This is a genomic window from Gordonia sp. DT30 (assembly GCF_049844915.1).
Classification (GTDB): Bacteria; Actinomycetota; Actinomycetes; order Mycobacteriales; family Mycobacteriaceae; genus Gordonia.
Genome location: NZ_JBNCLY010000016.1, coordinates 61,061 through 82,247, shown reverse-complemented (window position 1 = coordinate 82,247; position 21,187 = coordinate 61,061). Strand labels below are relative to the sequence as shown.

Genomic DNA, 21,187 nt, shown 5'->3' with positions numbered 1-21,187 from the left:
GGTCACGGGGATCTTGGTGCTCACGCGTTGGCGAGCACCGCGTCGATCGCCGAATAGAAGAGTCCGAGGCCATCGTCGCTCGGACCGGTCAGCGCCTCGGTGGCGTGCTCGGGATGTGGCATCAGTCCGACGATCCGCCCGTCCGGACTGCTGATGCCGGCGATGTCGAGGGCCGAGCCGTTCGGGTTGCCGCCGGCGTAGGTGAACGCGATCAGGCCTTCGCCCTCGAGTTCCTCGAGTTTGCGCTGCGGCGCGACGTAACGCCCTTCCCCCGACTTGAGCGGAATCAGGATCTCCGCACCCCGCTCGAAGCGAGTGGTCCAAGCGGTGGAGGTGGATTCGACGCGCAGCCACTGGTCGCGGCAGATGAAGTGCAGGCCCTCGTTGCGCGTGAGCGCGCCCGGCAGCAATCCGGCCTCGCACAGCACCTGAAAGCCGTTGCAGATACCCAGGACCGGCATACCCTTGCCCGCGGCCTCTAGTACCGATCCCATGACCGGGGCGAATTTGGCGATCGCACCGGCGCGCAGGTAGTCGCCGTAGGAGAAACCGCCCGGGACGATGACGGCGTCGACGCCCTTGAGGTCGGCGTCGCCGTGCCACAGCTCGACGGCCTGCGCACCGGCGAGGCGGACGGCGCGAGCGGCGTCGGCGTCGTCGAGGCTGCCGGGAAAGGTGATGACCCCGATTCGTGCTGTCATCGCGGCGCTACCCGGAGATCCGGGAGACGCTGAAGTTCTCGACCACCGTATTGGTGAGGAGTTCCTCGGCGATCTTCTCCAGCGTCACGTCGTCGACGGCGTCGTCGACCTCGAGCTCGAAACGCTTGCCCTGGCGGACATCTGCGACCCCGGCAATCCCCAGGCGCCCCAGCGCACCGACGATCGCCTGTCCCTGCGGATCGAGGATCTCGGCCTTGGGCATCACGTCGACCACCACTCGTGCCATCGGCAATTGCTCCCATTCGGTTTCTCCGACGTCTCACAAGGGCGTCGAAGGTTGGCTGAACACCGGTTACCTTACCGGTTGGGGCGAATGCCCGGTGCGGTCAGAGCACCGCCTCGATGGCCGCGACGACCTCGGGCGCGGTGGGTTCGGTCCGCGGACGGAATCGGGCGACGGGTTCGCCGTCGGCACCGACGAGGAACTTCTCGAAGTTCCATTGGATGTCCCCGGCCTCGCCGTCGGCGTCGGCGAGGGCGGTCAGTTCGGCATACAGCGGATGCCGTCCGTCGCCGTTGACGTCGGTCTTCTCGAGCAGCGGGAAGGTGACGCCGTAGTTGGTGGAGCAGAAGGTGGCGATCTCCTCGGCACTGCCGGGCTCCTGGCCCATGAACTGGTTGCAGGGCACGCCGACGACGGTCAGACCACGATCGCCGTAGGTCGTGGCCAGTTCCTCGAGTCCGGTGTATTGCGGGGTCAGACCGCATTTGCTGGCGACGTTGACCACCAGCAGCGGACCCTCGAAATCTGCGAGGGACAGTGCCGATCCATCGAGGGCGGCCACAGGGATGTTCTTCACATTGCTCATGACCGTCGAGGGTAATCGTCCGACCGCTATGCCACAGCTCACCGTCCCGGGGAGATATGACACAACTCACCAATAATTGTGTTCGCGCGATAGTTGCGTGGCCGTTAGTATTTTTCGAGTGTCCTCTTCCATCGATTCCGCGTGCCGTGCGCTGCACGAGTTCTTGGATCGACTGACCTGTCTGGGCAAGGCCGCCGCGATGGACGACCTCGCCACCACCGACCTCACGTTCTCGCAGATCCGAGTGGTATTCGCCGCCGGTGACGCCCAGGTGCCGATGTCGGTCCACGAGATCGCCGACGTCATCGGCCTCTCGCTCGCCGCGACCGGACGGACCGTCGACCGGCTCATGCGGCTCGGCTTCGTCGACCGCCGCGAAGATCCCGCCGACCGCCGGGTCAAGCGGATCAGTCTCACCGACGGCGGCCGACGCTTCGTCGACGAACAATTGAGCATCCGCCAGGAGGTCATCACCGACTTCGTGGCCCGGTTGCCCGCCGCACACCGCGAAGCATTGACCGACGCGCTACGGCCCATCATCGACTCCCCCACCGACTACTTCGATCCGACCCGTCCCGCCCACGAACAGACCGCCCACGAACAGAGAGTCTCGTCATGACCAGTACCTCCACCGGCGATCACGCCCACGCCGGCCCACCGGATACCAAACTCGACCGGCACGTGCTGACCGTCGCCGGCGTGGTCGTGCTCGGCGCCATCATGTCGATCCTCGACGTGACCGTGGTGTCGGTGGCGCAGAACACCTTCCAGGAGACGTTCAACACGAATGCCGCCGGTGCCGCCTGGACGATGACCGGCTACACCCTGGCACTGGCCGCGGTCATCCCGCTCTCGAGTTGGGCCGCAGCACGTTTCGGCACCAAGAAGGTCTACATGACCTCGCTGGTCCTGTTCCTCGTCGGCTCGGCGTTGTGCGCGGTCGCGTGGAACATCGGTTCCCTCGTCACCTTCCGCGTGATCCAGGGCCTCGGCGGTGGTCTGCTGATGCCGATCGGCATGATGATCCTCACCAAGGCCGCGGGTCCCGAACGCGTCGGCTCGGTGATGGCCGTCCTCGGCATCCCGATGCTGCTCGGCCCGATCGCCGGCCCGATCCTCGGTGGTCTGCTGATCGAGAAGGCCAGCTGGCACTGGGTGTTCCTGATCAACGTCCCGATCGGTCTCGTCGCACTCGTCTATTCATGGCTGGTGCTGCGTGACGACGAGGAGAAGACCCGTCCGACGTTCGACATCTTCGGCTTGCTGATGCTCTCGCCAGGCCTGGCGCTGTTCCTCTACGGCATCTCCTCGAGCACCGACGCGGGCACGTTCATGGACACCAAGGTGCTGGTCACGACGATCATCGGCGCCGTGCTGATCATCGCGTTCGTCTTCCACGCACTGCGGGCTAAGAATCCGCTGCTGGATCTGCGGCTGTTCAAGAACAAGACCCTCACCATCGCGGTGCTCACCATGACGACCTTCATGATCGCCTTCTTCGGTGCGGCACTGCTCTATCCGCAGTACTTCATCGGTGTGCGTGGCGAGTCCACGTTGATGGCCGGCCTGTTGCTGGCGCCGCAGGGCCTCGGCGCGATGCTCACCATGCCGATCGCCGGTCGCCTCACCGACAAGATGGGACCGGGCAAGTTCGTCCTCGGCGGCATCGTGCTGATCTTCCTCGGCATGGGCTACTTCGTCTTCCTCGGTGCCGACACGCCCTACTGGGCGGTCTGCCTGGCGCTGTTCGTGCAGGGCCTCGGCATGGGCATGACGATGATGCCGATCATGTCGGCTGCCCTGGCGACCCTGAGCAACTCGCAGGTGCCCGACGGTTCGACGTTGATGAACGTGGTCCAGCAGACCTCGTCGTCGATCGGCACCGCCGTGATCTCGGTCGTCCTGGCCAACATGTTCAAGTCGCACCCGGAATCGCTGCTGGCGATCAGCTCGAACGCGGCCCCGGACAAGTACCAGGCAGCGGTCAAGGCCGGGCAGGCACCGGCACAGATCGACCACCAGTGGTTCGACTGGGCGGCAAGCGCATTCGGACAGACGTTCATCGTCTCCGCGGTGCTGGTCGCAGTGACCGTGATCCCCGCGTTCTTCCTGCCCCGCAAGAAGATCGCCTCCCCGCTCGTCGAGGAGGACATGGATCGCGCACCGACGCTGATGCACTGAGCGCCCGGCATCGCGAACAAGGAGGCCCGCACCCGTCACCCTGGGTGCGGGCCTCCTTGTTCGATGGCTGCGGCGTATCAGGCCGTGACCGCTCCGGTCTGCGCCAGGATCCAGGCGATCTCGAAGGCGATCTCCTCCCACTGCTTATAGCGGCCGGAGACACCACCATGACCGGCCGACATCTCGGTCTTGAGCAGGATCGGATTGTCGGAGGTGCTCAGTTCCTGAAGCCGGGCAACCCATTTCGCCGCCTCGGTGAACAGCACGCGGGTGTCGTTGAGCGATGTCTGGGCGAGAATGGCCGGATACGGCTTGGCGGTGACGTTCTCGTAGGGCGAGTACGACTTCATGTACTCGTAGACGACCGGATCGTGGAGCGGGTCGCCCCACTCGTCCCATTCGATCACCGTCAACGGCAGTGACGGGTCGAGGATCGAGTTGAGTGCATCGACGAACGGCACCGACGCGAGGATGCCGTGGAACAGCTCGGGTGCCAGATTCGCGACCGCACCCATCAACAGACCACCGGCCGAACCACCTTCGGCCACCATCTGTTTCGGTGTGGTCCAACCACGTTCGACGACGTAGCGGCCGGCGTCGACGAAGTCGGTGAAGGTGTTCTTCTTGGTGAGGGTCTTGCCGGTCTCGTACCAGTGCCGGCCCATCTCGCCGCCCCCGCGGACATGGGCGAGCACGAACACCACCCCGCGATCGAGCATCGACAGCCGCGACACCGAGAACGACGGATCGAAACTGGCTTCATACGAGCCGTAGCCGTAGAGCAGCAGCGGCGCCGGTGCCGCGCCCTGTGCACCGGGTTCCGCCACGAACTTGCGGCGCACGATCGAGAGCGGGATGCGCGTGCCGTCGGCGGCGGTCGCCCATTCCCGCGACTGCACGTAGTCGTCGATGTCGTAGTCGCCGAGCACCGGCTGCCGTTTGAGCAGAATCCGCTCCCCGGTCGTCACGTCGAGTTCGAACAGCTCCGACGGTTCGATGAAGCTCCCGTACCCGAAACGCAGCCTCGGCGTGGCCCACTCACGATTCCCCCCGAGACCGAGGGAGAACAGTTCCTGCGCGACGGCGACCTCGATGAAGTCCTCGGCCACCGGGACGCCGTCGATCCGACGCAGGTCGGCGATGGCCGCCCGCGGCAACGCGTCGGCCCGATAGCTCAGGACCAGGTAATCCCGGAAGGCGTCGACGTCCTCGATCCGGAAGCCCCGGCGATGCCCGATGAACTCGGTCCGGGAGCCCGGATCGTCGGCAGGCGCGATGTCGACGGCAAAGTCCTCGGCCTTCTCGCCGTCACGAATGTCGTTGTGCACGATCAGGAAGTAGTCACGGCCGTCGATCTCGGCATGCTCGACGTTGTACTCCACGCCGTCGACCCGTGGTGCGACGCTGCGGAATTCGCCGGTCGGATCGTCGGCCGCGAGAACGAAGCATTCGGAGGTGATCTTGGAGCCGACCGCGATCACCAGGTACTTGTCGCTGCGGGTCGCGCCCATGCCGACCCAGTACCGCTCGTCGGGTTCGTAGAAGACCTTCACATCCGGCGTACCGGCACCGATGTCGTGGCGCCACACCGTGTCCGGGCGCCACGCGGCGTCGACGGTCTGATAGAAGACATGCTTGGTGTCGGCGGACCACACGGCGCCGCCTGCGGTGTCGGCGATGACATCGTCGAGCAGCTCGCCGGTCCGAAGGTCCTTGAACCGCAATGTGTACCGTTCGTCACCGACGACGTCGGTGCTGTAGGCCAGCCAATTGCCGTCATGGCTCACCGTCAGCGCACCCACGCTGAAGAAGTCGTGGCCGTCGGCCTCGGCGTTCGCGTCGAAGAGCACTTCCTCATCGGGCAGCGGCGTATCCTCCGACACGGTCGGCGGGGTCCAGTCATCCGGATCGCCGATCGGGCAGCGGCATTGCGTCCCATACTGTTTGCCCTCGAGCGTCCGCGCGAAATACCAGTAGTCCCCACGCCGCGACGGCACCGACATGTCGGTTTCCTTGGTGCGCGAGCGGATCTCGTCGAAGATCGTCGATCGCAGGTCCGCGAGCGGGGCGGTGTGTTCCTCGGTGTAGGCGTTCTGCGCCTCGAGGTAGGCGATCACCTCGGGATCGTCCTTGTCGCGCAACCACTCGTAGTCGTCGATCACGGTGTCGCCGTGATGCACACGCTCGGTGGGAACCTTCTTCGCCGCGGGTATCGCGGTACGAGCGGCAGGTTGCGACGTCGATGAGTCGGTCACGGAACTCCTATCCCTGCGGCCAGTCATCGAACGATTTCTGCGAAATCCATTCGTAGGCCTCGATGTAACGGTCTCGGGTACGGCTCACCACTTCGGGCGGGAGAGCCGGCGGTGTCTCGTCGGAAGCGCGGTCCCAGCCGGATTCCGGCGAGGTCAGCCAGTTGCGGACGATCTGCTTGTCGAAGCTCGGTTGCACCCGCCCGGGCATATAGGTGGCCGCCTCCCAATACCGCGACGAGTCCGGGGTGAGGACTTCGTCGGCCAGTACCAGCGATCCGTCGGCATCCTGCCCGAACTCGAACTTGGTGTCGGCGAGGATGATTCCGCGCTCCGCGGCCAACTCGGACGCGCGCCGGTAGATGTCGAGGGTGGCGTCGCGCAGCGCGCCGGCCAGGCGGTCCCCCACGTGGGCGGCGACGGTCTCGAAGCTGATGTTCTCGTCATGATCACCCTGTTCGGCCTTGGTGGCGGGGGTGAAGATCGGCTCGGGCAGTCTGTCGGACTCGTCGAGACCGGCAGGCAAGGCCACCCCGCACACCGCACCGCTCGCCCGGTAGTCGACGAGGCCCGAGCCGGTCAGGTAGCCGCGGGCCACACATTCCACCGGCACCATCGGCAGCTTGCGCACCACCATCGAGCGACCCACGCAGTCGGCGGGGATGCGATCGTCGGTGGGCCCGCCGACGAGATGGTCGGCGACCCCGAGCGCATCGAACCAGAAGAAACTCATCGCGGTCAGGATGCACCCCTTGTCGGGGATCGCGGGGCTCAGGACGTGGTCGTAGGCCGAGATCCGATCGCTGGCCACCATCAGCAACGTGTCGTCGTCGATCTGATAGATCTCGCGGACCTTGCCGGAGGCGAGGAAGGTGTACGAGTCGAGGGCCGGACGCATGGTCTCGACCATAGTGCGCGGCAGCGATGTCTGGCAGGCTGGGTGGCCATGGGCGCCCCGCAGATCACCATCACCTACTGCACACAGTGCAACTGGCTGTTACGGGCGAGTTGGATGGCCGCCGAACTGCTGTCGACGTTCGGCGCCGACCTTGCCGCGGTCACCCTGCGTCCGGGCACCGGCGGCATCTTCGTCATCGACGCCGACGGCCGGCAGATCTGGGAACGCAAACGCGACGGCGGATTTCCCGACGCGGCCGAACTCAAACGCCGCGTCCGCGACTCGGTGCTGCCCGACTGGCAGTTGGGGCACGCCGAACGGCCGGAAGTCGAATAGGCGGAAGTCGAATAGGCGGAAGTCGAATAGGCGGAAGTCGAATAGGCGGAAGTCGAATAGGCGGAAGTCGGATAGACGGAAGTCGGATAGACGGAAGTCGGATAGGCGGCCATCCGACTGCTCCGGCTCAGTCGAGGCAGAACTCGTTGCCTTCGGGGTCGGCCATCACGAGGTGTCCGTTCTGCAGCGGCGGCGCCGGTTCGTGCCGCGCGATCCGGGTGGCACCGGCGTCGATCAGCTCCGCGCACCTACGCTCCAGGGCGGCCATCCGCTCGTCCCCCGACAACCCGGGTGCGGCCCGGACGTCAAGGTGGACACGGTTTTTGACGGTCTTGGTTTCGGGAACCCGTTGAAAGAAGATCCGCGCGCCCACGCCTGAGGGGATTCGGCCCGCTCGCTGCGCTCCCGGCGCGGCGGGGTCGATGAGCGCCGACGCATCGTTGCGCCGATCCTCGGGGATGCCCATCGCATCGAGCGCGGCATCCCAGGTGTCGAAGCCCGGCGGCGGGTCCTGGAGCCGATAGCCCAGCACCTCGGCCCAGAACGCGGACAACGCCGCCGGATCGGCAGAATCGATGGTGACCTGGAATTCGAATGTCATGCCGGTGACGGTGCCACACATTGCGGACATCCCCGGTCCGCAACAGCGAATCGCTGTCAGAGAATCGGCGTCAGAGAATCGGGGCCGGCGTGTACGCGGCGGCCTCGGGGTTGCCTGCGATGATCTTCTCCGCGGCGGCGATGACGTCGGCCACCTGACGGCCGGCCGCACCGACGAAGGCCTCCTTGTCGCCGAGCAATGCGTCGAGCTGTGCCCGATCGAGCGGGATGCGGTCGTCGGCGGCGAGGCGATCGAGCAGGTCGGGGCGGCGACCCTGTTCCCGCATCGCGAGCGCGACGGCGACGGCGTTCTCCTTGATGGCCTCGTGCGCGGTTTCGCGTCCGACCCCGGCGCGTACCGACGCCATCAGCACCTTGGTGGTCGCCAGGAACGGCAGGTACCGATCGAGTTCGTTGGCGATCACCGCCGGGTACGCGCCGAATTCGGCGAGCACCGTCAAGAAGGTCTCCATCAGTCCGTCGATGGCGAAGAACGCGTCGGGCAATGCCACGCGACGCACCACCGAGCAGAAGACGTCACCCTCGTTCCACTGGGCGCCCGCGAGCTCGGCGGTCATCGACCCATACCCGCGCAGCACCACCTGAAGTCCGTTGACGCGTTCGCAGCTGCGGGTGTTCATCTTGTGCGGCATCGCCGACGACCCGACCTGCCCGGGCTGAAAACCTTCGGTCACCAGCTCATGGCCGGCCATCAGCCGGATCGTGTGGGCCAGCGACGACGGTGCCGCGGCGAGCTGGACCAGCGCGGAGACCACATCGTGGTCGAGCGAGCGAGGATAGATCTGCCCGACCGAGGTGAACGACCGCGAGAATCCGAGGTGCGTGGCGACGCGTGCCTCGAGGTCGGCGAGCTTGGCGGCGTCGCCACCGAGCAGGTCGAGCATGTCCTGGCTGGTGCCCATCGGGCCCTTGATCCCGCGCAGCGGGTAGCGGTCGATGAGCTCGGCGAGTCTGGTGAGTCCGATCATCAGCTCGTCGGCGGCCGAGGCGAATCGCTTGCCCAGCGTCGTCGCCTGCGCGGCCACGTTGTGGCTGCGGCCGGCCATCACCACCGACGAATACTCCGCAGCACGTTCGACGAGCCGTGCGAGCACCGCGACACCGTGTGCATGCACGTACCGCAACGACTGCAGGATCTGCAGCTGCTCGACGTTCTCGGTGAGATCACGGCTCGTCATCCCCTTGTGGATCTGCTCGTGGCCGGCCAGCGCGTTGAATTCCTCGATCCTGGCCTTCACGTCGTGGCGGGTCACGCGCTCGCGCTCGGCGATCGAATTCAGATCAACCTGGTCGACGACCCGCTCGTAATCGGCGATCGCATGCTCCGGCACCTCGATCCCGAGGTCGCGCTGCGCCCTGAGTACCGCGATCCACAGCTGCCGTTCAGCGATGATCTTGTTGGTCGCCGACCAGATCGAGACGAGATCGGCCGACGCATAGCGGCTCGCAAGGACATTGCTGATGGCAGGTTTCGACACGTCAACAGTGTAGTTTGCGGCGCGCGACAGCGGTCAGCGCTGTCGGCGTCAGAGTGCGAAGCAGAGACCACCCGAGCCGTAGCCCTGATGGACCCGCGCGACGGTGGTCGGCGACTTCTGCCCGTTCTGTACCGCATAGAGCGTGCGGTCGCCGAGGTGACGCGGTACCCAGATCACCGTGGCGCTCAGCTGATACGCCGGCGTCTTGCCGATGAAGATCGGCGGAAAGCCCTTGCGCTGCTCGTAGAAGGAGACCATGCCGACCGAGTTCACCGGCACGGTCAGGCTATAGGCGCAACCGGTGCCGTAGACAACCGACGAGAACGGAATTCCGGGGTCCGGCTGGCCGCTCGGCGCCGCCTGCGCCGCCCCGGCGCCCAGTCCGCCGATCAGTGCGGCAGCCATCACCGCCGCCGTCGCCGAGATCGACAGCATTGCGCGCCGCCACCGTGTCACCGAGCGTTCCCCCATGGACTCCTCTTTTCTCACGTCATATGTCTTGTCTTGCGCCACTTCATATTCGCGGTGCGAGTAGGTCGACGACCCCGCCCAGTGCCGCCCGGGCCGCCTCGAACGGTGATCCGTCCGAGCAACCCAGGGACCCGACCACCGCCCCATCCTCCACCGCGATGAGCCAATCCACCTGTCGCGGGTCGCAGCTCCGCCCCGATTTGGCCAGCACCCCTTCGTGGATCTCGGACACGTGCTGCCTGCGCTCCTCGACGATGTCACAGAGCAGCGGATACCGGGGTGCCAGCGCGATCAGTTCATAGCGTGCGGCGAGATCCTCGATCGGGGTCTGCGATCCGACGAACACCGCCGACAACGCCTCCGCGGTGGCCGCGACACCACGCCGCCGACGGGTGAGTGCCGCGCCGCGGGCCGCGATGGCCTCGTCGGCGCTCCGGGTGATGTACTGCGCGGCCTCGGCCATCAGGTCTTCGAGCGATGCGAAGTAGTACGTCGTCGAGGCCAGCGGAAGCTTCGCGCGATCTGCCACCGCGCGGTGGCGGACCGCGTCGAATCCACCTTCGAGCAGCAATGCGCCGGCGGCCTCGATGAGTCGAGTGCGCCGGCGCGTGCCCTTCGGGGTGGCGGCCGATGTCATGGCGACCATGCTGCCAGGGTGACCTGGATCACCATGCGCTTTTCGGCGGATCTGCCGTCGTGAGGGCGGTCGTTCGATCACCCGACAGAACGATCGCGGGGGTCGTCGGCCGGCTTAGCGTGGCCGCATGTCTCTCGACGGTTTGCGCGCAGTGGCCGACTGCGGCGCGTGGTACGCCGAACTTCGCCGCACGGCACTGCAGCACCACCTGACGCGCGAACTCGGCGAGTACACCTGCAACATCGTCGGCACTGCGGCGGTGTTCACGGCGATCGACGATCCGCTCCGGCAGATCCGGGCCCACCGCTCACCGGTGGCGTCGGTGGGTGACCCGGGACGCGCGGGCGCCACGATCCGGTGGGCGTGGGCCGCCCCCGATCCGGACCTTCCCGCCGACCTGCGGGTCGCCGAGCTGCGACGCGCCGGCGAACGCCTGAATGTGGCCGAACTGCTCGCACCCGAACTGCCTCTGCCCTGTCCTCCGGAGTCCTTGGCCCCCAACGTGATCGCCGCAACCATCGGCGCGGTGGCCGTACAACTCACCGGTGCCGGTCCGGATCTGCGCGTGGACAGAGCCGACGGCGGCTTCGACGTGATCATGGTGACCGGACTTGCACTGCCCGAGCCGACGTTCGCCGATCTCGTCGCCGCATTGCCCACGTTGCTCGACGCGGTGCCGGTCGGCGATCACCGGGTGGCGCTGCACGGTGTGGCCGTCCGACTCGGCTGGCATGTGGTGTGGCAACGGATACCGGAGGTCGGAATCGACGCCGGCGAGGTCTCGCACTGCGTCGTCACCGACGGCTCGTCCGAGATCTCGCTGTCGTTCGACGTCAACGGGCAACCGCTGGATGCACAACCACCGCACCGCGATCGGGCGTTGCCGGCCTGAGCGGAGCCGTCGAGGTTCCCGCTCATTCATTTGCTTCCCGCTCACCGAGATCGGAGCGCGGGAAGCAAATGAGTGAGCGGGAAGTCTGTTCCTCACCTAGCCTTGTCGCGATGACCGTCGACAGCGCCCCCACCACAGCCGGGCTGACCCGCCGCGGTCTGCTCGGCGGCGGATTGGCCGCCGCAGCGTTGGGGCTGGCGGCCTGTGCCGAGCGGACGGTCCCGGTCAACAGCCGACGTTCCACCGACGCCGCCGACGACCTGTTGCCGTCGACGACCTCCACCCCACCGATCGGCGACGGGCCGCCGTTGACCACCGGCAGTTTCGTCTCGACCCACATGCTCGGGCGGGAGACCCGATGGGTGATGGCCCGCCCGCATGGCGTGAGCGGCGTCCTGCCGGTGGTCGTGGTGCTGCACGCGCTCACCACCGACGAGATGACGATCTTCACCTCGCCACTGGCGATACACAAGCAATTGCAGACCTACGTCGACGCCGGCAACACACCGTTCGCGATCGCCGCCGTCGACGGCGACCGCAACTACTGGCATGCCCGCGCCGACGGCACCGATGGTGCGGCGATGGTGATCGACGAATTCATCCCGATGCTGGAGACGAATCCGGACCTGGGGTTGTCCACCGATCGGATCGGACTCTTCGGGTGGTCGATGGGCGGATACGGCGCGCTGCGCATCGGGGCGACGCTGGGGGCTTCGCGCGTCGCGTCGATCGCCGTGAGCTCACCGGCACTGTGGGCGGACCCACGCAACTTCCCGCGCCGAGCCTTCGACAATGTGGCTGACTACCAACGGAATTCGCTGTTCGGCCAGCAGGATGCCTTCCGTCGGATTCCGCTCATGATCGCGGTCGGCTCCGAGGACCAGTCCTTCTCCTACACCCAGCAGTGGGCGGCCGGACTGCATCCGCCCGCCGCGTTCACGACCGGTCCGGGCGGGCACGACAACCGCTACTGGCGCGGCGTGCTGCCCGAGCAGATCGAATTCCTCGGGCGCAGTCTGTAGTAGATCACCGGCCTACGTGAAGACTGTCCACCGCAGGGAAACCCGTTCACCACTGTGGCAACTGTTCACTGGTGTGGCGAAAGTAGTTGCAGCCCTTGTGAAATCGATGCCACCACGCCTTCGGCTTCACGGTCCGCAGACCTTTCTGCCGAACTGTTCGCGGGCCTCATCGCACAACTCGACGACCGGACGGTCCGCGCGGACATCGGTTCGCGGGAAGCGTTCACGGCGATGCAGCAACTGATCATCTTGCGCAACAAGGTCGATCACCTCGCCGCGACGTTGACCGGTGAGTTCGACCGTCTCATGGTGACCGCACCCCAAGGCCGTCCGGTGCGGCAACTGTTGATCACCATGGGAATCGCGCCCGCTGTCGCCGGCCGGCTTGTTCGCGTCGGAACCGCCACGGATATCGACGCGGTTTGCGTATTCACACCGTCGACGGTGCGATATCCCTCGACCACGCCGACGCCATCGTTCTCGGACTCGGCCACATCGACTACCTCGACAGCGCGGCCTGAATCCAGCCGCCCGCAACTACTTTCCGACCCTGCACCCGCCTGCCGGGACCGCAACCGTACCTTGAGAACTTCACAGGGCGCCGGCCCCCCGAACGCGGGCTTCACCTGGCCTCGCCGATCACCCCACCGAGGTGGCGGTCACAGCGAGATCGCGCCGTCGAGCGCGGCCTTACCGATATCGGTGCGGTGATGCGATCCGGCCAGCTTGATCGCGGCGACCCGCTCATCGGCCTGCGCTCGTGCCGCGGCGAGGTCTGCACCGACCCCCACGACGCCGAGGACGCGACCACCCGCCGATACAACGTTGCCGTCGGCGTCGCGCCTGGTTCCCGCGTGCAGCACGCCGGGCCCCTCGGCGCCGGTGATCACGTCGCCGGTGCGGGGGCTGCCCGGGTAGTTCTCGGCCGCGATCACCACGACGACGGCCGCCCCCTCGGCCCACTCCAGTGGCGCCAGGTCGGCGAGCGTTCCGGTGGCGGTGGCGTGAAGCGCTTGCCCGAGAGGTGATTTCAGCAGCGCCAGCACCGCTTGTGTCTCCGGGTCACCGAAGCGGCAGTTGAACTCGACGACCGCAGGCCCGTCGGCACCGATGGCCAGCCCGGCGTAGAGCAGACCGCTGAACGGGCAACCGCGCCGCACCATCTCGACGGCCACCGGCTCGACGACCTCGGTGACGATCTGCGCGGTGACCTCCGCGGGCAGCCACGGCAGCGGCGTATAGGCGCCCATTCCGCCGGTGTTGGGCCCGACGTCGCCGTCGCCGACGCGTTTGTGGTCCTGGGCCGGGATCAGCGGAACCACGGTCTCGCCGTCGACCAGGCAGAACAGTGAGACCTCCGGGCCGTCGAGGAAGCTCTCCAACAGCACCGGATGCCCGCTCTCGAGACATTCCGCGGCGTGATCGCGGGCTGTGGCGCGGTCGGTGGTGACCACCACGCCCTTACCCGCGGCCAATCCGTCGTCCTTGACCACCCACGTCGGTCCGAAGCGGTCGAGGGCGGCGTCGAGGTTCGCCGGACTGTCGACGACCTCGGCGTGCGCCGTGCGCACCCCGGCCGCGGCCATGACGTCCTTGGCGAATGCCTTGGAACCCTCGATGCGGGCGGCGTCGGCGCCCGGACCGAAGGTGGCAAAACCGGCTGCCCGCAACGCATCCGCGACCCCGAGCACCAGCGGCACCTCGGGGCCGATGACGACGAGGTCCGCCGCGATCGTGCGGGCCAGACCCACCACCTCGTCGGCGGAGGCGACGTCGACCGCATGGTTGGTGGCGACGGCCGCGGTACCGGCGTTGCCCGGGGCAACATGCAGATCGGTGACCGACGGATCGTCGGCGAGTCCGAGGAGCAGGGCATGTTCGCGGCCGCCCGAGCCGATCACGAGTACGCGCACGCCCACGACTCTAATTCGTCGGGTTCGGACTCGTCCGAGCGCGTCGGCGTACCCCGAAGATCTCGTCGACCACCACGATGAACACGGGCGCGCACGCCACCAAGACCACGGCCGCCGACAACGACAGTCCGGCGTCGGCCGACCAGACCGCGGCCACCAGGAAGGCGATGGCCCCTGCTCCGCCGAGCAGCGTGAGCGGCTCGAAGGGCAGCAGGTAGTCGTACATCACGAGCAGTCCGACGCAGTAGATGCCGAGTGGTACGGCCAGCGTCGCCACGACCGCGCCCGGTCCGATCGAGGCCTCGTGTTCGGTATGCAGCGCCGACACCTCCAGCCCGGCGCCGGTGGCCGCGGCGGCGATGAAGACGACGATGTGACCGTATCCCCACGGAAAGCACTTCTCCGGGTGCGCATGCAGCCGATCGCCGACCGGGATGACGAAATACATCCACCACATCGCGAACGTGATGACGATCGCCGCGATCCCGAAGACCGCGGACTGCACCGACCAGCCCTGCGCCGCGATGGTGGCCTGCATCACCGCCACCGTGCCGACCACGCCCTCACCCAGGGTGATGATCGTCAGCAGCGAGTAGCGCTCGGCGATGTGATGGGGATGCCAGGGCGTCCGCTTCACGAAGTTCTCGGCGATGATCGGCCCCAGCAACTCGATCAGCGCACAGCACGCGATGGCGACGAAGGTGGACCACAGAGACAGCGGGATGATCGCGACGACCACCCAGGCGACCTGAGCGACGAAGACGGCACCGGCGTAGGTGAAGCAGGTGTTCCGATATTCGGCGCTCTGGACCCCGGCCCGGATCCATTGGGTGAGCAAACCGACGCGCATCACCACGTAACCGATGACGAGTACCCGGATGTCGACGTGCGCGTGGTGCTCGATGGAGGTGAACGCCGGGGCGACCCCGAGTGCCAGGATCGCCACGCCGATCATCTGGACGAGGACGACACCGCGGAAGAACCAGTCGTCGGTGTCGAACGCCGACGCGAACCAGCTGAAGTTGATCCACGCCCAGATCGCCGCGAAGGTGCAGAACACATAGCCGAATATCGCAGTGCGGTAATGCCCTTCGGCGAGATAGTGCGCGACTTGCGTCCCGGCGACGGAGAACACGACCACGAAGACGAGGTCGTAGAAGAGTTCGAGATTGGTCGCGGCCCGCCCCTGTTGGCGCGGGTCGCGACCGGTCATCCGTACGAGACGATGTCCGATCCGTGATGCCACCTGGGCACCCTAACGGATCAGATGGGCGACGTCAGGTCATACAAGGTGACATTGTCAATCGTCAATTTGTGGAAATGTTGTTCCACCCAGTCGGTGATCTGGGCCGAATTGCCATCGGAGCGACCACCCATCATGCCGCCACCGCCGATGAAGTAGTGGATCTTCTTCTGCTCCACCAGGTTGCGGAACCCGGCAAGGGTCGGCGACGGGTCGGTGCCGTTGAATCCGCCGATCGGCATCACCGAGTACCCGGTTTCGAGCTGATAGCCCGAGGCGGTGTTGGAACCGATCGCTGCGGCCACCCAGGTGAAGTCGGCGGCGTTGCTGCTCAGTGTCGCCACCATCTCGGCACTGGGCTTGGACCCCGTCAACAGCCCGCCGCCCGGGCCGTTCATCCGGCCCATGCCGCCGGAGCCGTCGGAGGTCGGCGTGCCGCCGAAGCCACCGGGCACCCCCGGCATCCGGCCACTCCCCGGCATCTGACCCATCGGACCCTGACCCGGGCCACCCATCTGCCGGCCGTGACGGCCGTGGAATCCGGGACCGCCGAACCCGCCCGGGCCGTCACCCGCTACGCGCGGACCGGCGCTGATGATCGAGCCCTGCTTGGCGGTGGTGATGGTGTCGACCGTGTAGGCCAACGGCCCGGCCAGGCCGGCGACGAGCGCGAACACCAGCGCGGCCGCCGACATCGGGCCCCGCTGGGCGAGGAGCATCACCGCACCGCCGACGAGACCGACGAACAGCACCGCCCAGCGCAGCCATGGCACAAAGTCCGGTGCGCGGCCCAGCAACACGAATCCCCAGATAGCGGCCGCCCACACCGACGCGGCGAGCAGCACACGCACCCACGGCGTCTCCCGCGCCCGCCACGCCACCGCCCCGCCGCCGGCGAGAACCGCCGCCACCGCCGGTGCCAGCGCCGCGGTGTAGTAGCTGTGGAAGATCCCCGCCATGAAGCTGAAGACCGCCATCGTGACGACGAGCCACAGTCCCCACACCGACAGGTAGGCGCGGCGCAGGTCGGTGCGTGGGGCCCGTCCGATGATCACCAGCGCACCGATCCCGAGGATCAGCGCGCTCGGGATCAGCCACGCGATCTGGCCCCCCTGGGCGGGCTCGAACATCCGCAGGACGCCGGTCTGGCCCCACATGCCGCCGCGGCCGCCCGGCCCGCCCGGACCACCACCGCCGGGGAACGCCATTGCACCGAGCTCGCCGGCGCGAGCGCGCCCACCGCCACCCGGCGTGACGCTGCCGGTCTCATCGCCGCTGAGACGCCCGAAGCCGTTGTACCCCAAGGTGAGTTCGAGAATCGAGTTGTGCTGCGACCCGCCGATCCACGGCCGGGAGGACGCCGGCCACAGTTCGACGGTGAGAAGCCACCACCCCGCGCTGACGATTAGCGCAGCCAGTGCGGCGAACAGATGGCCGACGCGCCTGATCCACCCGTGCGGCCCACATGCCAGATACGTCACCGCAAGTGGCGGCACGATGAGCATGACCTGCAGCTGCTTGGTGAGGAAGCCGAATCCGACGAACACACCGGTGAGGATCATCCACCGGATACGTCCGTCCTCGACCGCCTTCAGGCAGGCCCACACGGCGGCAATCATCAGCAGGATCAGCAGGGCCTCAGGGTTGTTGAAGCGGAACATCATTGCCGCAACCGGTGTCAGCGCGAGTACCGCGCCGGCGAGGATGCCCGCCCAGTGACCCAGATGACGACGGGTGATCACGTACAGCAACGCCACCGAGGCGACACCCATCAGTGCGTTGGGCACCAGGATCGCCCAGGGGTTGAGACCGAAGATCCGCACCGAGATCGCCGGAATCCACAGCGAGGCAGGCGGTTTGTCGACCGTGATGGAGTTGGCCATGTCCGAGGACCCGAAGAACCATGCCTTCCACGATTGCGATCCGGCCTGGATCGCCGCCGCGTAGAAGGAGTTGCCCCAGCCGTTGAGCGACAGGTGCCACAGGCCGATGATGGCGGTGACCACGAGCAGCGCGGCCAGCGATGACCACTTCCACAGTGCCGGCGGAACGTCGAGTACTGCGAGACCGACGCGGCCCCGGGGATGAACATCCGGGGCCGTCGCCGCGCCGGTCGCGTCTGCGGGCTCGCTCGGCGAACCGGGGTTCGCGCCGTCGTCGGGAGTCGCGAAAGCGGAAGCGGGGTAAGTCATCAGATCTTTCATCGGACGGTCTCGGTGGCGTGACGGCGCGATTGGGGTGACCGGAACACCCACCGCAGCCCGACGAATCGGGTGGCGGTCGCGACCAGGTTGGCAATCACCAGCACGAGCAGTTCGACGTGCTTGTCGGCACCGGGGGCGAATCGGTGCAGACCGACCAGCGACAGCGCCGTCACCGCCCAGCCGAACACGAACACGCCGAGCCCGAAGACCTGGTGTTTGACCGCGTTCTCGCGGCCCTGCACACCGAAACTGAAACGCCGGTTCGCGGAGGTGTTGAGCACGGCCGTGACCGCCAGGGCAAGGAAGTTGGCGACCTGCGCACCGACGAGCTCGTGCAGGACCAGGTAGAGCACGGCATAGGCGATGGTCGAGACGACACCGACGACGCAGAATCGGGCGAGCTGGCCGACCAGGCCGGGTGGCACACCCGCGATCGCCGGTCCGGGCGCCCGTTCCCGGCCGATCATCGTGCGCAGGTCCGCGATGGGGAGTGTGCCCATGGCGAGCGCATAACCCACACGCGCACATCCCTTCAGGTCCTCGACGGCGGTGGCGACGACGTCGACGGTACTGGCGGGATCGTCGATCCAGTCGACCGGCACCTCGGCGATCCGCAGTCCGACGCGCTGGGCGATGACGAGGAGTTCGGTGTCGAAGAACCAGCCGGTGTCGGTGATGTAGGGCAGCACCTGCCTGCCGATGTCGGTGCGCATCGCCTTGAAGCCACATTGCGCGTCGGAAAACTTGGCGCGCATCGTGGTTCGCAGGATCAGGTTGTAGGAGCGCGAGATGAACTCCCGCTTGGGTCCACGCACCACCCTCGCGTCCTTGGCGAGCCGGGACCCGATCGACAGGTCGGAATGTCCGGAGATCAGCGGCGCGATGAGTGGCATCAACGCGTTGAGATCGGTGGAGAGGTCGACGTCGCAGTAGGCGACTATCTGGGCGTCGCTGCGGCTCCACACGGCCTTGAGCGCTCGACCGCGACCCTTCTCGTCGAGATGTATGACGCGGATGCCACCGATCTCCGCGGAGATCCCGGCCGCGATCGCCACCGTCGAGTCGGTGCTCGCGTTGTCGGCGACGGTGATGCGCGCCGAGAAGGGCACCTCGTTGCGGAGGTGTTCGCGGAGCCGTTGCAGGCAGCGCGCGATGTCGTTCTCCTCGTTGTACACGGGGACCACGATGTCGAGGACCGGGGCGGCGTCGGAGCTGTCGGCGACCACCATGATCGGAGCGGCGGCCTTCGAGGCCGCTTCGGACGTCATGGCAATGAGCTTCGCCGCCGCGGCTTCGTCCACTCTGCACCCGACCTGTCGGTTTGCTGTGAGGCACGAGTGTCGGAGCGTGACGATAGATTGGGGCGCATGCCGGGTACCCAGACACTGAGCTCCTCAGATCTCGCGGCGGCCGACGCGGTGATCACCAGCCTCGCCGGCCCCGGCGCCGAACTGCGCGATGACCAGCTCGAGGCGATCACCGAGTTGACCACCCGACCGGCCGCGCGGGTGCTGGTCGTCCAGGCCACCGGATGGGGCAAGTCGGCGGTGTACTGGGCAGCCACGGCGATTTTGCGTGGTCGGGGCAGCGGGCCCACCTTGATCGTTTCTCCGCTGCTGTCGTTGATGCGCGATCAGGTGGCCGCGGCGGGGCGGGCCGGGCTGCGGGCGGCCACGCTGAACTCGTCGAATGTGTCGGAGTGGAACGAGATCGAGGCGCAGTTGCGGGCCGGTGATCTCGACGTGTTGCTGGTGTCGCCGGAGCGGCTGGCGAATCCGGGTTTCGGACGTCGGGTGCTCGATGCGATGGCCGGTCATCTCGGCCTGCTCGTCATCGACGAGGCGCATGCGATCTCCGATTGGGGGCACGATTTCCGGCCGGATTATCGGCGGGTCGCCGATGTGCTGCGCACCCTGAATCCGCAGACACCGGTGCTGGCGACCACGGCGACCGCCAACGAGCGGGTGACCGACGATGTGGCGGCCCAGCTCTCCGCCGGCGGCGATACACACACCGAGACCTTGGTGCTACGTGGTCCGTTGGCACGTAAATCGTTGCACCTCAACGTGATCGACGGCCTGTCGCCGATTCAGCGGTACGGCTGGGTGGCCCAATACCTGCCGGAGCTGCCCGGCTCGGGGATCGTCTACGTCCTCACCGTCGCCGACGCCGACCGCCTCGTCGGCGCGATCGGTGCGGTGCACGGTGACGACTTCCCCGTCGCCGCCTACACCGGTCAGCTCGACGCCGACCGGCGTCACGAGCTCGAGGACGCGTTGCTGCGCAACGAGGTCAAGGCGCTGATCGCGACATCGGCACTGGGTATGGGATATGACAAACCCGATCTGGGTTTCGTCGTGCACGTCGGGTCGCCGCCGTCGCCGGTGTCGTACTACCAGCAGGTGGGCCGTGCCGGGCGCGCCCTCGACGAGGCGGTGGTGATGCTTCTGGCCTCGGCCACCGACGACGCGATCTGGGAGCATTTCGCCACCGCCACGATCCCCGACCCGAAGCGCATGCAGGTAGTACTCGATGCGCTGGCCGAAGCCGGCGAACCGATGAGCGTGGTGTCACTGGAGGCGCAGACCGGATTGCGGCGCGGGCGAATCGAATTGATGCTCAAGCAACTCGCCGTCGACGGGGCCACCGAACGCGGACCGGACGGGTGGTCGGCGACCGGACGTGACTGGACCTTCGACGCCGCCCACTACGACGGCGTGCTCGCGGTGCGGCGCCGCGAGGCCGACATCATGCGCGACTACATCTCGTCGCGGCGCTGCCTGATGCAGTTGCTGACCGAGTCGCTCGACGATCCGGCGGCCGGGCCGTGCGGGCGGTGTTCGGTGTGCCTGGGACACCTCACCGAACCGCTCGACGACGCCGTCGATCCGGCGGTGGTCCGGTCGGTGACGGCGACGCTGCGCCGCTCGGCGCAGGTCATCGAGCCGCGCAAGATGTGGCCCGGTGGCGAGATCGGGCGCGGCCGCATTCCGGCCGGACGGCTCGCCGAGCCGGGCCGGGTCCTCGCGCATGCCGACGCACCGGAGTGGACCGACCTCCTCGCGGCGGCCCGCGGCCACGACCCGCAGGCACTCGCCGACCTCGGCGACGCGGCGGTGGCGACGCTGTCGGCCTGGGTGCGTCAGAGCGGTCGCCGGCCGGATCTGATCTGTTCGCTGCGGCTGACCGGCACGACCCTCGCCGAGGATCTCGCCGCGCATCTGCGCACGGTGGGCAGGCGCGACGGTACCGCCATGCCGGTACGCATGGGCGACGAGCCACCCCGGGACGCGCCGGGCGCGGCGGAGGCGCTCTTCTGGCGGGACCGCCTCGGCGATCCGCCCGCCGACGTGGCCGGCCACTCGGTGCTGCTGGTGGTGGACGAATCGCGCTCGGGCTGGCCGATCACCCTGGCCGCGGCCGCGTTACGCGATGCCGGCGCGACGGCGGTCCTGCCGTTGCTGATCCACCGGACGGTGTGAGGTCCGCACCGTGTGACCCGTCGGCG

19 protein-coding genes are annotated in these 21,187 nt (G+C 67.3%); 6 read left to right on the top strand and 13 right to left on the bottom strand.

Annotated features, from left to right (window positions below; all coding sequences use genetic code 11):
- Positions 1-20 precede the first annotated feature (20 nt).
- The 3 genes from purQ to ACLQ3C_RS15385 form a co-directional block, all read right to left on the bottom strand.
- A complete protein-coding gene (gene purQ / locus ACLQ3C_RS15395) occupies positions 21-701 on the bottom strand; it encodes a phosphoribosylformylglycinamidine synthase subunit PurQ (protein WP_425705955.1) in 681 nt (226 codons plus the stop codon).
- 7 nt (positions 702-708) lie between these two features.
- Positions 709-948, bottom strand: a complete 240-nt coding sequence (purS, locus tag ACLQ3C_RS15390; RefSeq protein WP_425705954.1) for a phosphoribosylformylglycinamidine synthase subunit PurS — start codon at positions 946-948, stop codon at positions 709-711.
- 100 nt (positions 949-1,048) lie between these two features.
- Positions 1,049-1,531 carry a glutathione peroxidase gene (locus tag ACLQ3C_RS15385; protein ID WP_425705953.1) on the bottom strand — a complete coding sequence of 161 codons (483 nt, stop codon included), beginning with the start codon at positions 1,529-1,531 and terminating at the stop codon, positions 1,049-1,051.
- Positions 1,532-1,649: 118 nt separating this feature from the next.
- Between ACLQ3C_RS15385 and ACLQ3C_RS15380 the strand changes: the two genes are divergently transcribed.
- A complete protein-coding gene (locus ACLQ3C_RS15380) occupies positions 1,650-2,150 on the top strand; it encodes a MarR family winged helix-turn-helix transcriptional regulator (protein WP_425705952.1) in 501 nt (166 codons plus the stop codon).
- Complete coding sequence (locus ACLQ3C_RS15375) at positions 2,147-3,712, top strand: DHA2 family efflux MFS transporter permease subunit (RefSeq protein ID WP_425705951.1); 1,566 nt, start codon at positions 2,147-2,149, stop codon at positions 3,710-3,712. Before ACLQ3C_RS15380 ends, ACLQ3C_RS15375 begins: the two co-directional genes overlap by 4 nt.
- 77 nt (positions 3,713-3,789) lie before the next feature.
- Here ACLQ3C_RS15375 and ACLQ3C_RS15370 read toward each other — a convergent pair whose 3' ends face one another.
- Positions 3,790-5,967 (bottom strand): S9 family peptidase, encoded by a 2,178-nt coding sequence (locus ACLQ3C_RS15370; protein ID WP_425705950.1) that lies wholly within the window; start codon positions 5,965-5,967, stop codon positions 3,790-3,792.
- Positions 5,968-5,974: 7 nt separating this feature from the next.
- Positions 5,975-6,862: a phosphoribosylaminoimidazolesuccinocarboxamide synthase gene (locus ACLQ3C_RS15365; RefSeq protein WP_425705949.1), complete on the bottom strand. Its 888-nt coding sequence runs from the start codon at positions 6,860-6,862 to the stop codon at positions 5,975-5,977.
- Positions 6,863-6,910: 48 nt separating this feature from the next.
- On the opposite strand from ACLQ3C_RS15365, the gene ACLQ3C_RS15360 reads away from it, so the two are divergent.
- Positions 6,911-7,198, top strand: coding sequence for a SelT/SelW/SelH family protein (locus ACLQ3C_RS15360; RefSeq protein WP_425705948.1), 288 nt, complete (start codon positions 6,911-6,913; stop codon positions 7,196-7,198).
- A gap of 127 nt (positions 7,199-7,325) precedes the next feature.
- Here the strand turns inward: ACLQ3C_RS15360 and ACLQ3C_RS15355 are convergent, their stop codons facing one another.
- From ACLQ3C_RS15355 to ACLQ3C_RS15340, 4 genes are all read right to left on the bottom strand, one after another.
- Positions 7,326-7,799 (bottom strand): VOC family protein, encoded by a 474-nt coding sequence (locus ACLQ3C_RS15355; RefSeq protein ID WP_425705947.1) that lies wholly within the window; start codon positions 7,797-7,799, stop codon positions 7,326-7,328.
- A 70-nt stretch (positions 7,800-7,869) separates the two neighbouring features.
- Positions 7,870-9,297 (bottom strand): adenylosuccinate lyase, encoded by a 1,428-nt coding sequence (gene purB, locus ACLQ3C_RS15350; protein WP_425705946.1) that lies wholly within the window; start codon positions 9,295-9,297, stop codon positions 7,870-7,872.
- 48 nt (positions 9,298-9,345) lie between these two features.
- A complete protein-coding gene (locus tag ACLQ3C_RS15345; protein WP_425705945.1) occupies positions 9,346-9,768 on the bottom strand; it encodes a hypothetical protein in 423 nt (140 codons plus the stop codon).
- 43 nt (positions 9,769-9,811) lie between these two features.
- Positions 9,812-10,414 (bottom strand): TetR/AcrR family transcriptional regulator, encoded by a 603-nt coding sequence (locus ACLQ3C_RS15340; protein WP_425705944.1) that lies wholly within the window; start codon positions 10,412-10,414, stop codon positions 9,812-9,814.
- 118 nt (positions 10,415-10,532) lie between these two features.
- Between ACLQ3C_RS15340 and ACLQ3C_RS15335 the strand changes: the two genes are divergently transcribed.
- Both ACLQ3C_RS15335 and ACLQ3C_RS15330 read left to right on the top strand, forming a co-directional pair.
- Positions 10,533-11,297 carry a DUF6882 domain-containing protein gene (locus tag ACLQ3C_RS15335; RefSeq protein ID WP_425705943.1) on the top strand — a complete coding sequence of 255 codons (765 nt, stop codon included), beginning with the start codon at positions 10,533-10,535 and terminating at the stop codon, positions 11,295-11,297.
- Positions 11,298-11,407: 110 nt separating this feature from the next.
- The gene (locus tag ACLQ3C_RS15330; protein ID WP_425705942.1) at positions 11,408-12,319 is read left to right on the top strand and encodes an alpha/beta hydrolase-fold protein; all 912 of its coding nucleotides are present in this window, start codon (positions 11,408-11,410) and stop codon (positions 12,317-12,319) included.
- Between the two features lie 659 nt (positions 12,320-12,978).
- Here ACLQ3C_RS15330 and purD read toward each other — a convergent pair.
- Genes purD through ACLQ3C_RS15310 form a run of 4 tightly spaced genes read right to left on the bottom strand, consistent with a single transcriptional unit; the run spans position 12,979 to position 18,947 of the window.
- A complete protein-coding gene (gene purD, locus ACLQ3C_RS15325; protein WP_425705941.1) occupies positions 12,979-14,232 on the bottom strand; it encodes a phosphoribosylamine--glycine ligase in 1,254 nt (417 codons plus the stop codon).
- Positions 14,233-14,242: 10 nt separating this feature from the next.
- A complete protein-coding gene (locus ACLQ3C_RS15320; protein ID WP_425705986.1) occupies positions 14,243-15,445 on the bottom strand; it encodes a low temperature requirement protein A in 1,203 nt (400 codons plus the stop codon).
- A gap of 50 nt (positions 15,446-15,495) precedes the next feature.
- Positions 15,496-17,667 carry an ArnT family glycosyltransferase gene (locus ACLQ3C_RS15315; RefSeq protein ID WP_425705940.1) on the bottom strand — a complete coding sequence of 724 codons (2,172 nt, stop codon included), beginning with the start codon at positions 17,665-17,667 and terminating at the stop codon, positions 15,496-15,498.
- Positions 17,668-17,675: 8 nt separating this feature from the next.
- Positions 17,676-18,947: a glycosyltransferase gene (locus tag ACLQ3C_RS15310; protein WP_425705939.1), complete on the bottom strand. Its 1,272-nt coding sequence runs from the start codon at positions 18,945-18,947 to the stop codon at positions 17,676-17,678.
- Between the two features lie 99 nt (positions 18,948-19,046).
- Between ACLQ3C_RS15310 and ACLQ3C_RS15305 the strand changes: the two genes are divergently transcribed.
- Entirely contained in the window at positions 19,047-21,161 is a 2,115-nt protein-coding gene (locus ACLQ3C_RS15305; RefSeq protein ID WP_425705938.1) for a RecQ family ATP-dependent DNA helicase, read from the top strand.
- The last annotated feature ends 26 nt before the right edge of the window (positions 21,162-21,187 follow it).

Coding starts and splice junctions, on each gene's coding strand:
- ACLQ3C_RS15310 (WP_425705939.1), bottom strand. CDS start 18,947: ATGACGTCCGAAGCGGCCTCGAAGGCCGCCGCTCCGATCATGGTGGTC.
- ACLQ3C_RS15345 (WP_425705945.1), bottom strand. CDS start 9,768: ATGGGGGAACGCTCGGTGACACGGTGGCGGCGCGCAATGCTGTCGATC.
- ACLQ3C_RS15360 (WP_425705948.1), top strand. CDS start 6,911: ATGGGCGCCCCGCAGATCACCATCACCTACTGCACACAGTGCAACTGG.
- ACLQ3C_RS15375 (WP_425705951.1), top strand. CDS start 2,147: ATGACCAGTACCTCCACCGGCGATCACGCCCACGCCGGCCCACCGGAT.
- ACLQ3C_RS15320 (WP_425705986.1), bottom strand. CDS start 15,445: ATGACCGGTCGCGACCCGCGCCAACAGGGGCGGGCCGCGACCAATCTC.
- ACLQ3C_RS15335 (WP_425705943.1), top strand. CDS start 10,533: ATGTCTCTCGACGGTTTGCGCGCAGTGGCCGACTGCGGCGCGTGGTAC.
- ACLQ3C_RS15315 (WP_425705940.1), bottom strand. CDS start 17,667: ATGACTTACCCCGCTTCCGCTTTCGCGACTCCCGACGACGGCGCGAAC.
- ACLQ3C_RS15330 (WP_425705942.1), top strand. CDS start 11,408: ATGACCGTCGACAGCGCCCCCACCACAGCCGGGCTGACCCGCCGCGGT.
- purQ (WP_425705955.1), bottom strand. CDS start 701: ATGACAGCACGAATCGGGGTCATCACCTTTCCCGGCAGCCTCGACGAC.
- ACLQ3C_RS15365 (WP_425705949.1), bottom strand. CDS start 6,862: ATGCGTCCGGCCCTCGACTCGTACACCTTCCTCGCCTCCGGCAAGGTC.
- ACLQ3C_RS15385 (WP_425705953.1), bottom strand. CDS start 1,531: ATGAGCAATGTGAAGAACATCCCTGTGGCCGCCCTCGATGGATCGGCA.
- ACLQ3C_RS15340 (WP_425705944.1), bottom strand. CDS start 10,414: ATGGTCGCCATGACATCGGCCGCCACCCCGAAGGGCACGCGCCGGCGC.
- ACLQ3C_RS15355 (WP_425705947.1), bottom strand. CDS start 7,799: ATGACATTCGAATTCCAGGTCACCATCGATTCTGCCGATCCGGCGGCG.
- purS (WP_425705954.1), bottom strand. CDS start 948: ATGGCACGAGTGGTGGTCGACGTGATGCCCAAGGCCGAGATCCTCGAT.
- ACLQ3C_RS15305 (WP_425705938.1), top strand. CDS start 19,047: ATGCCGGGTACCCAGACACTGAGCTCCTCAGATCTCGCGGCGGCCGAC.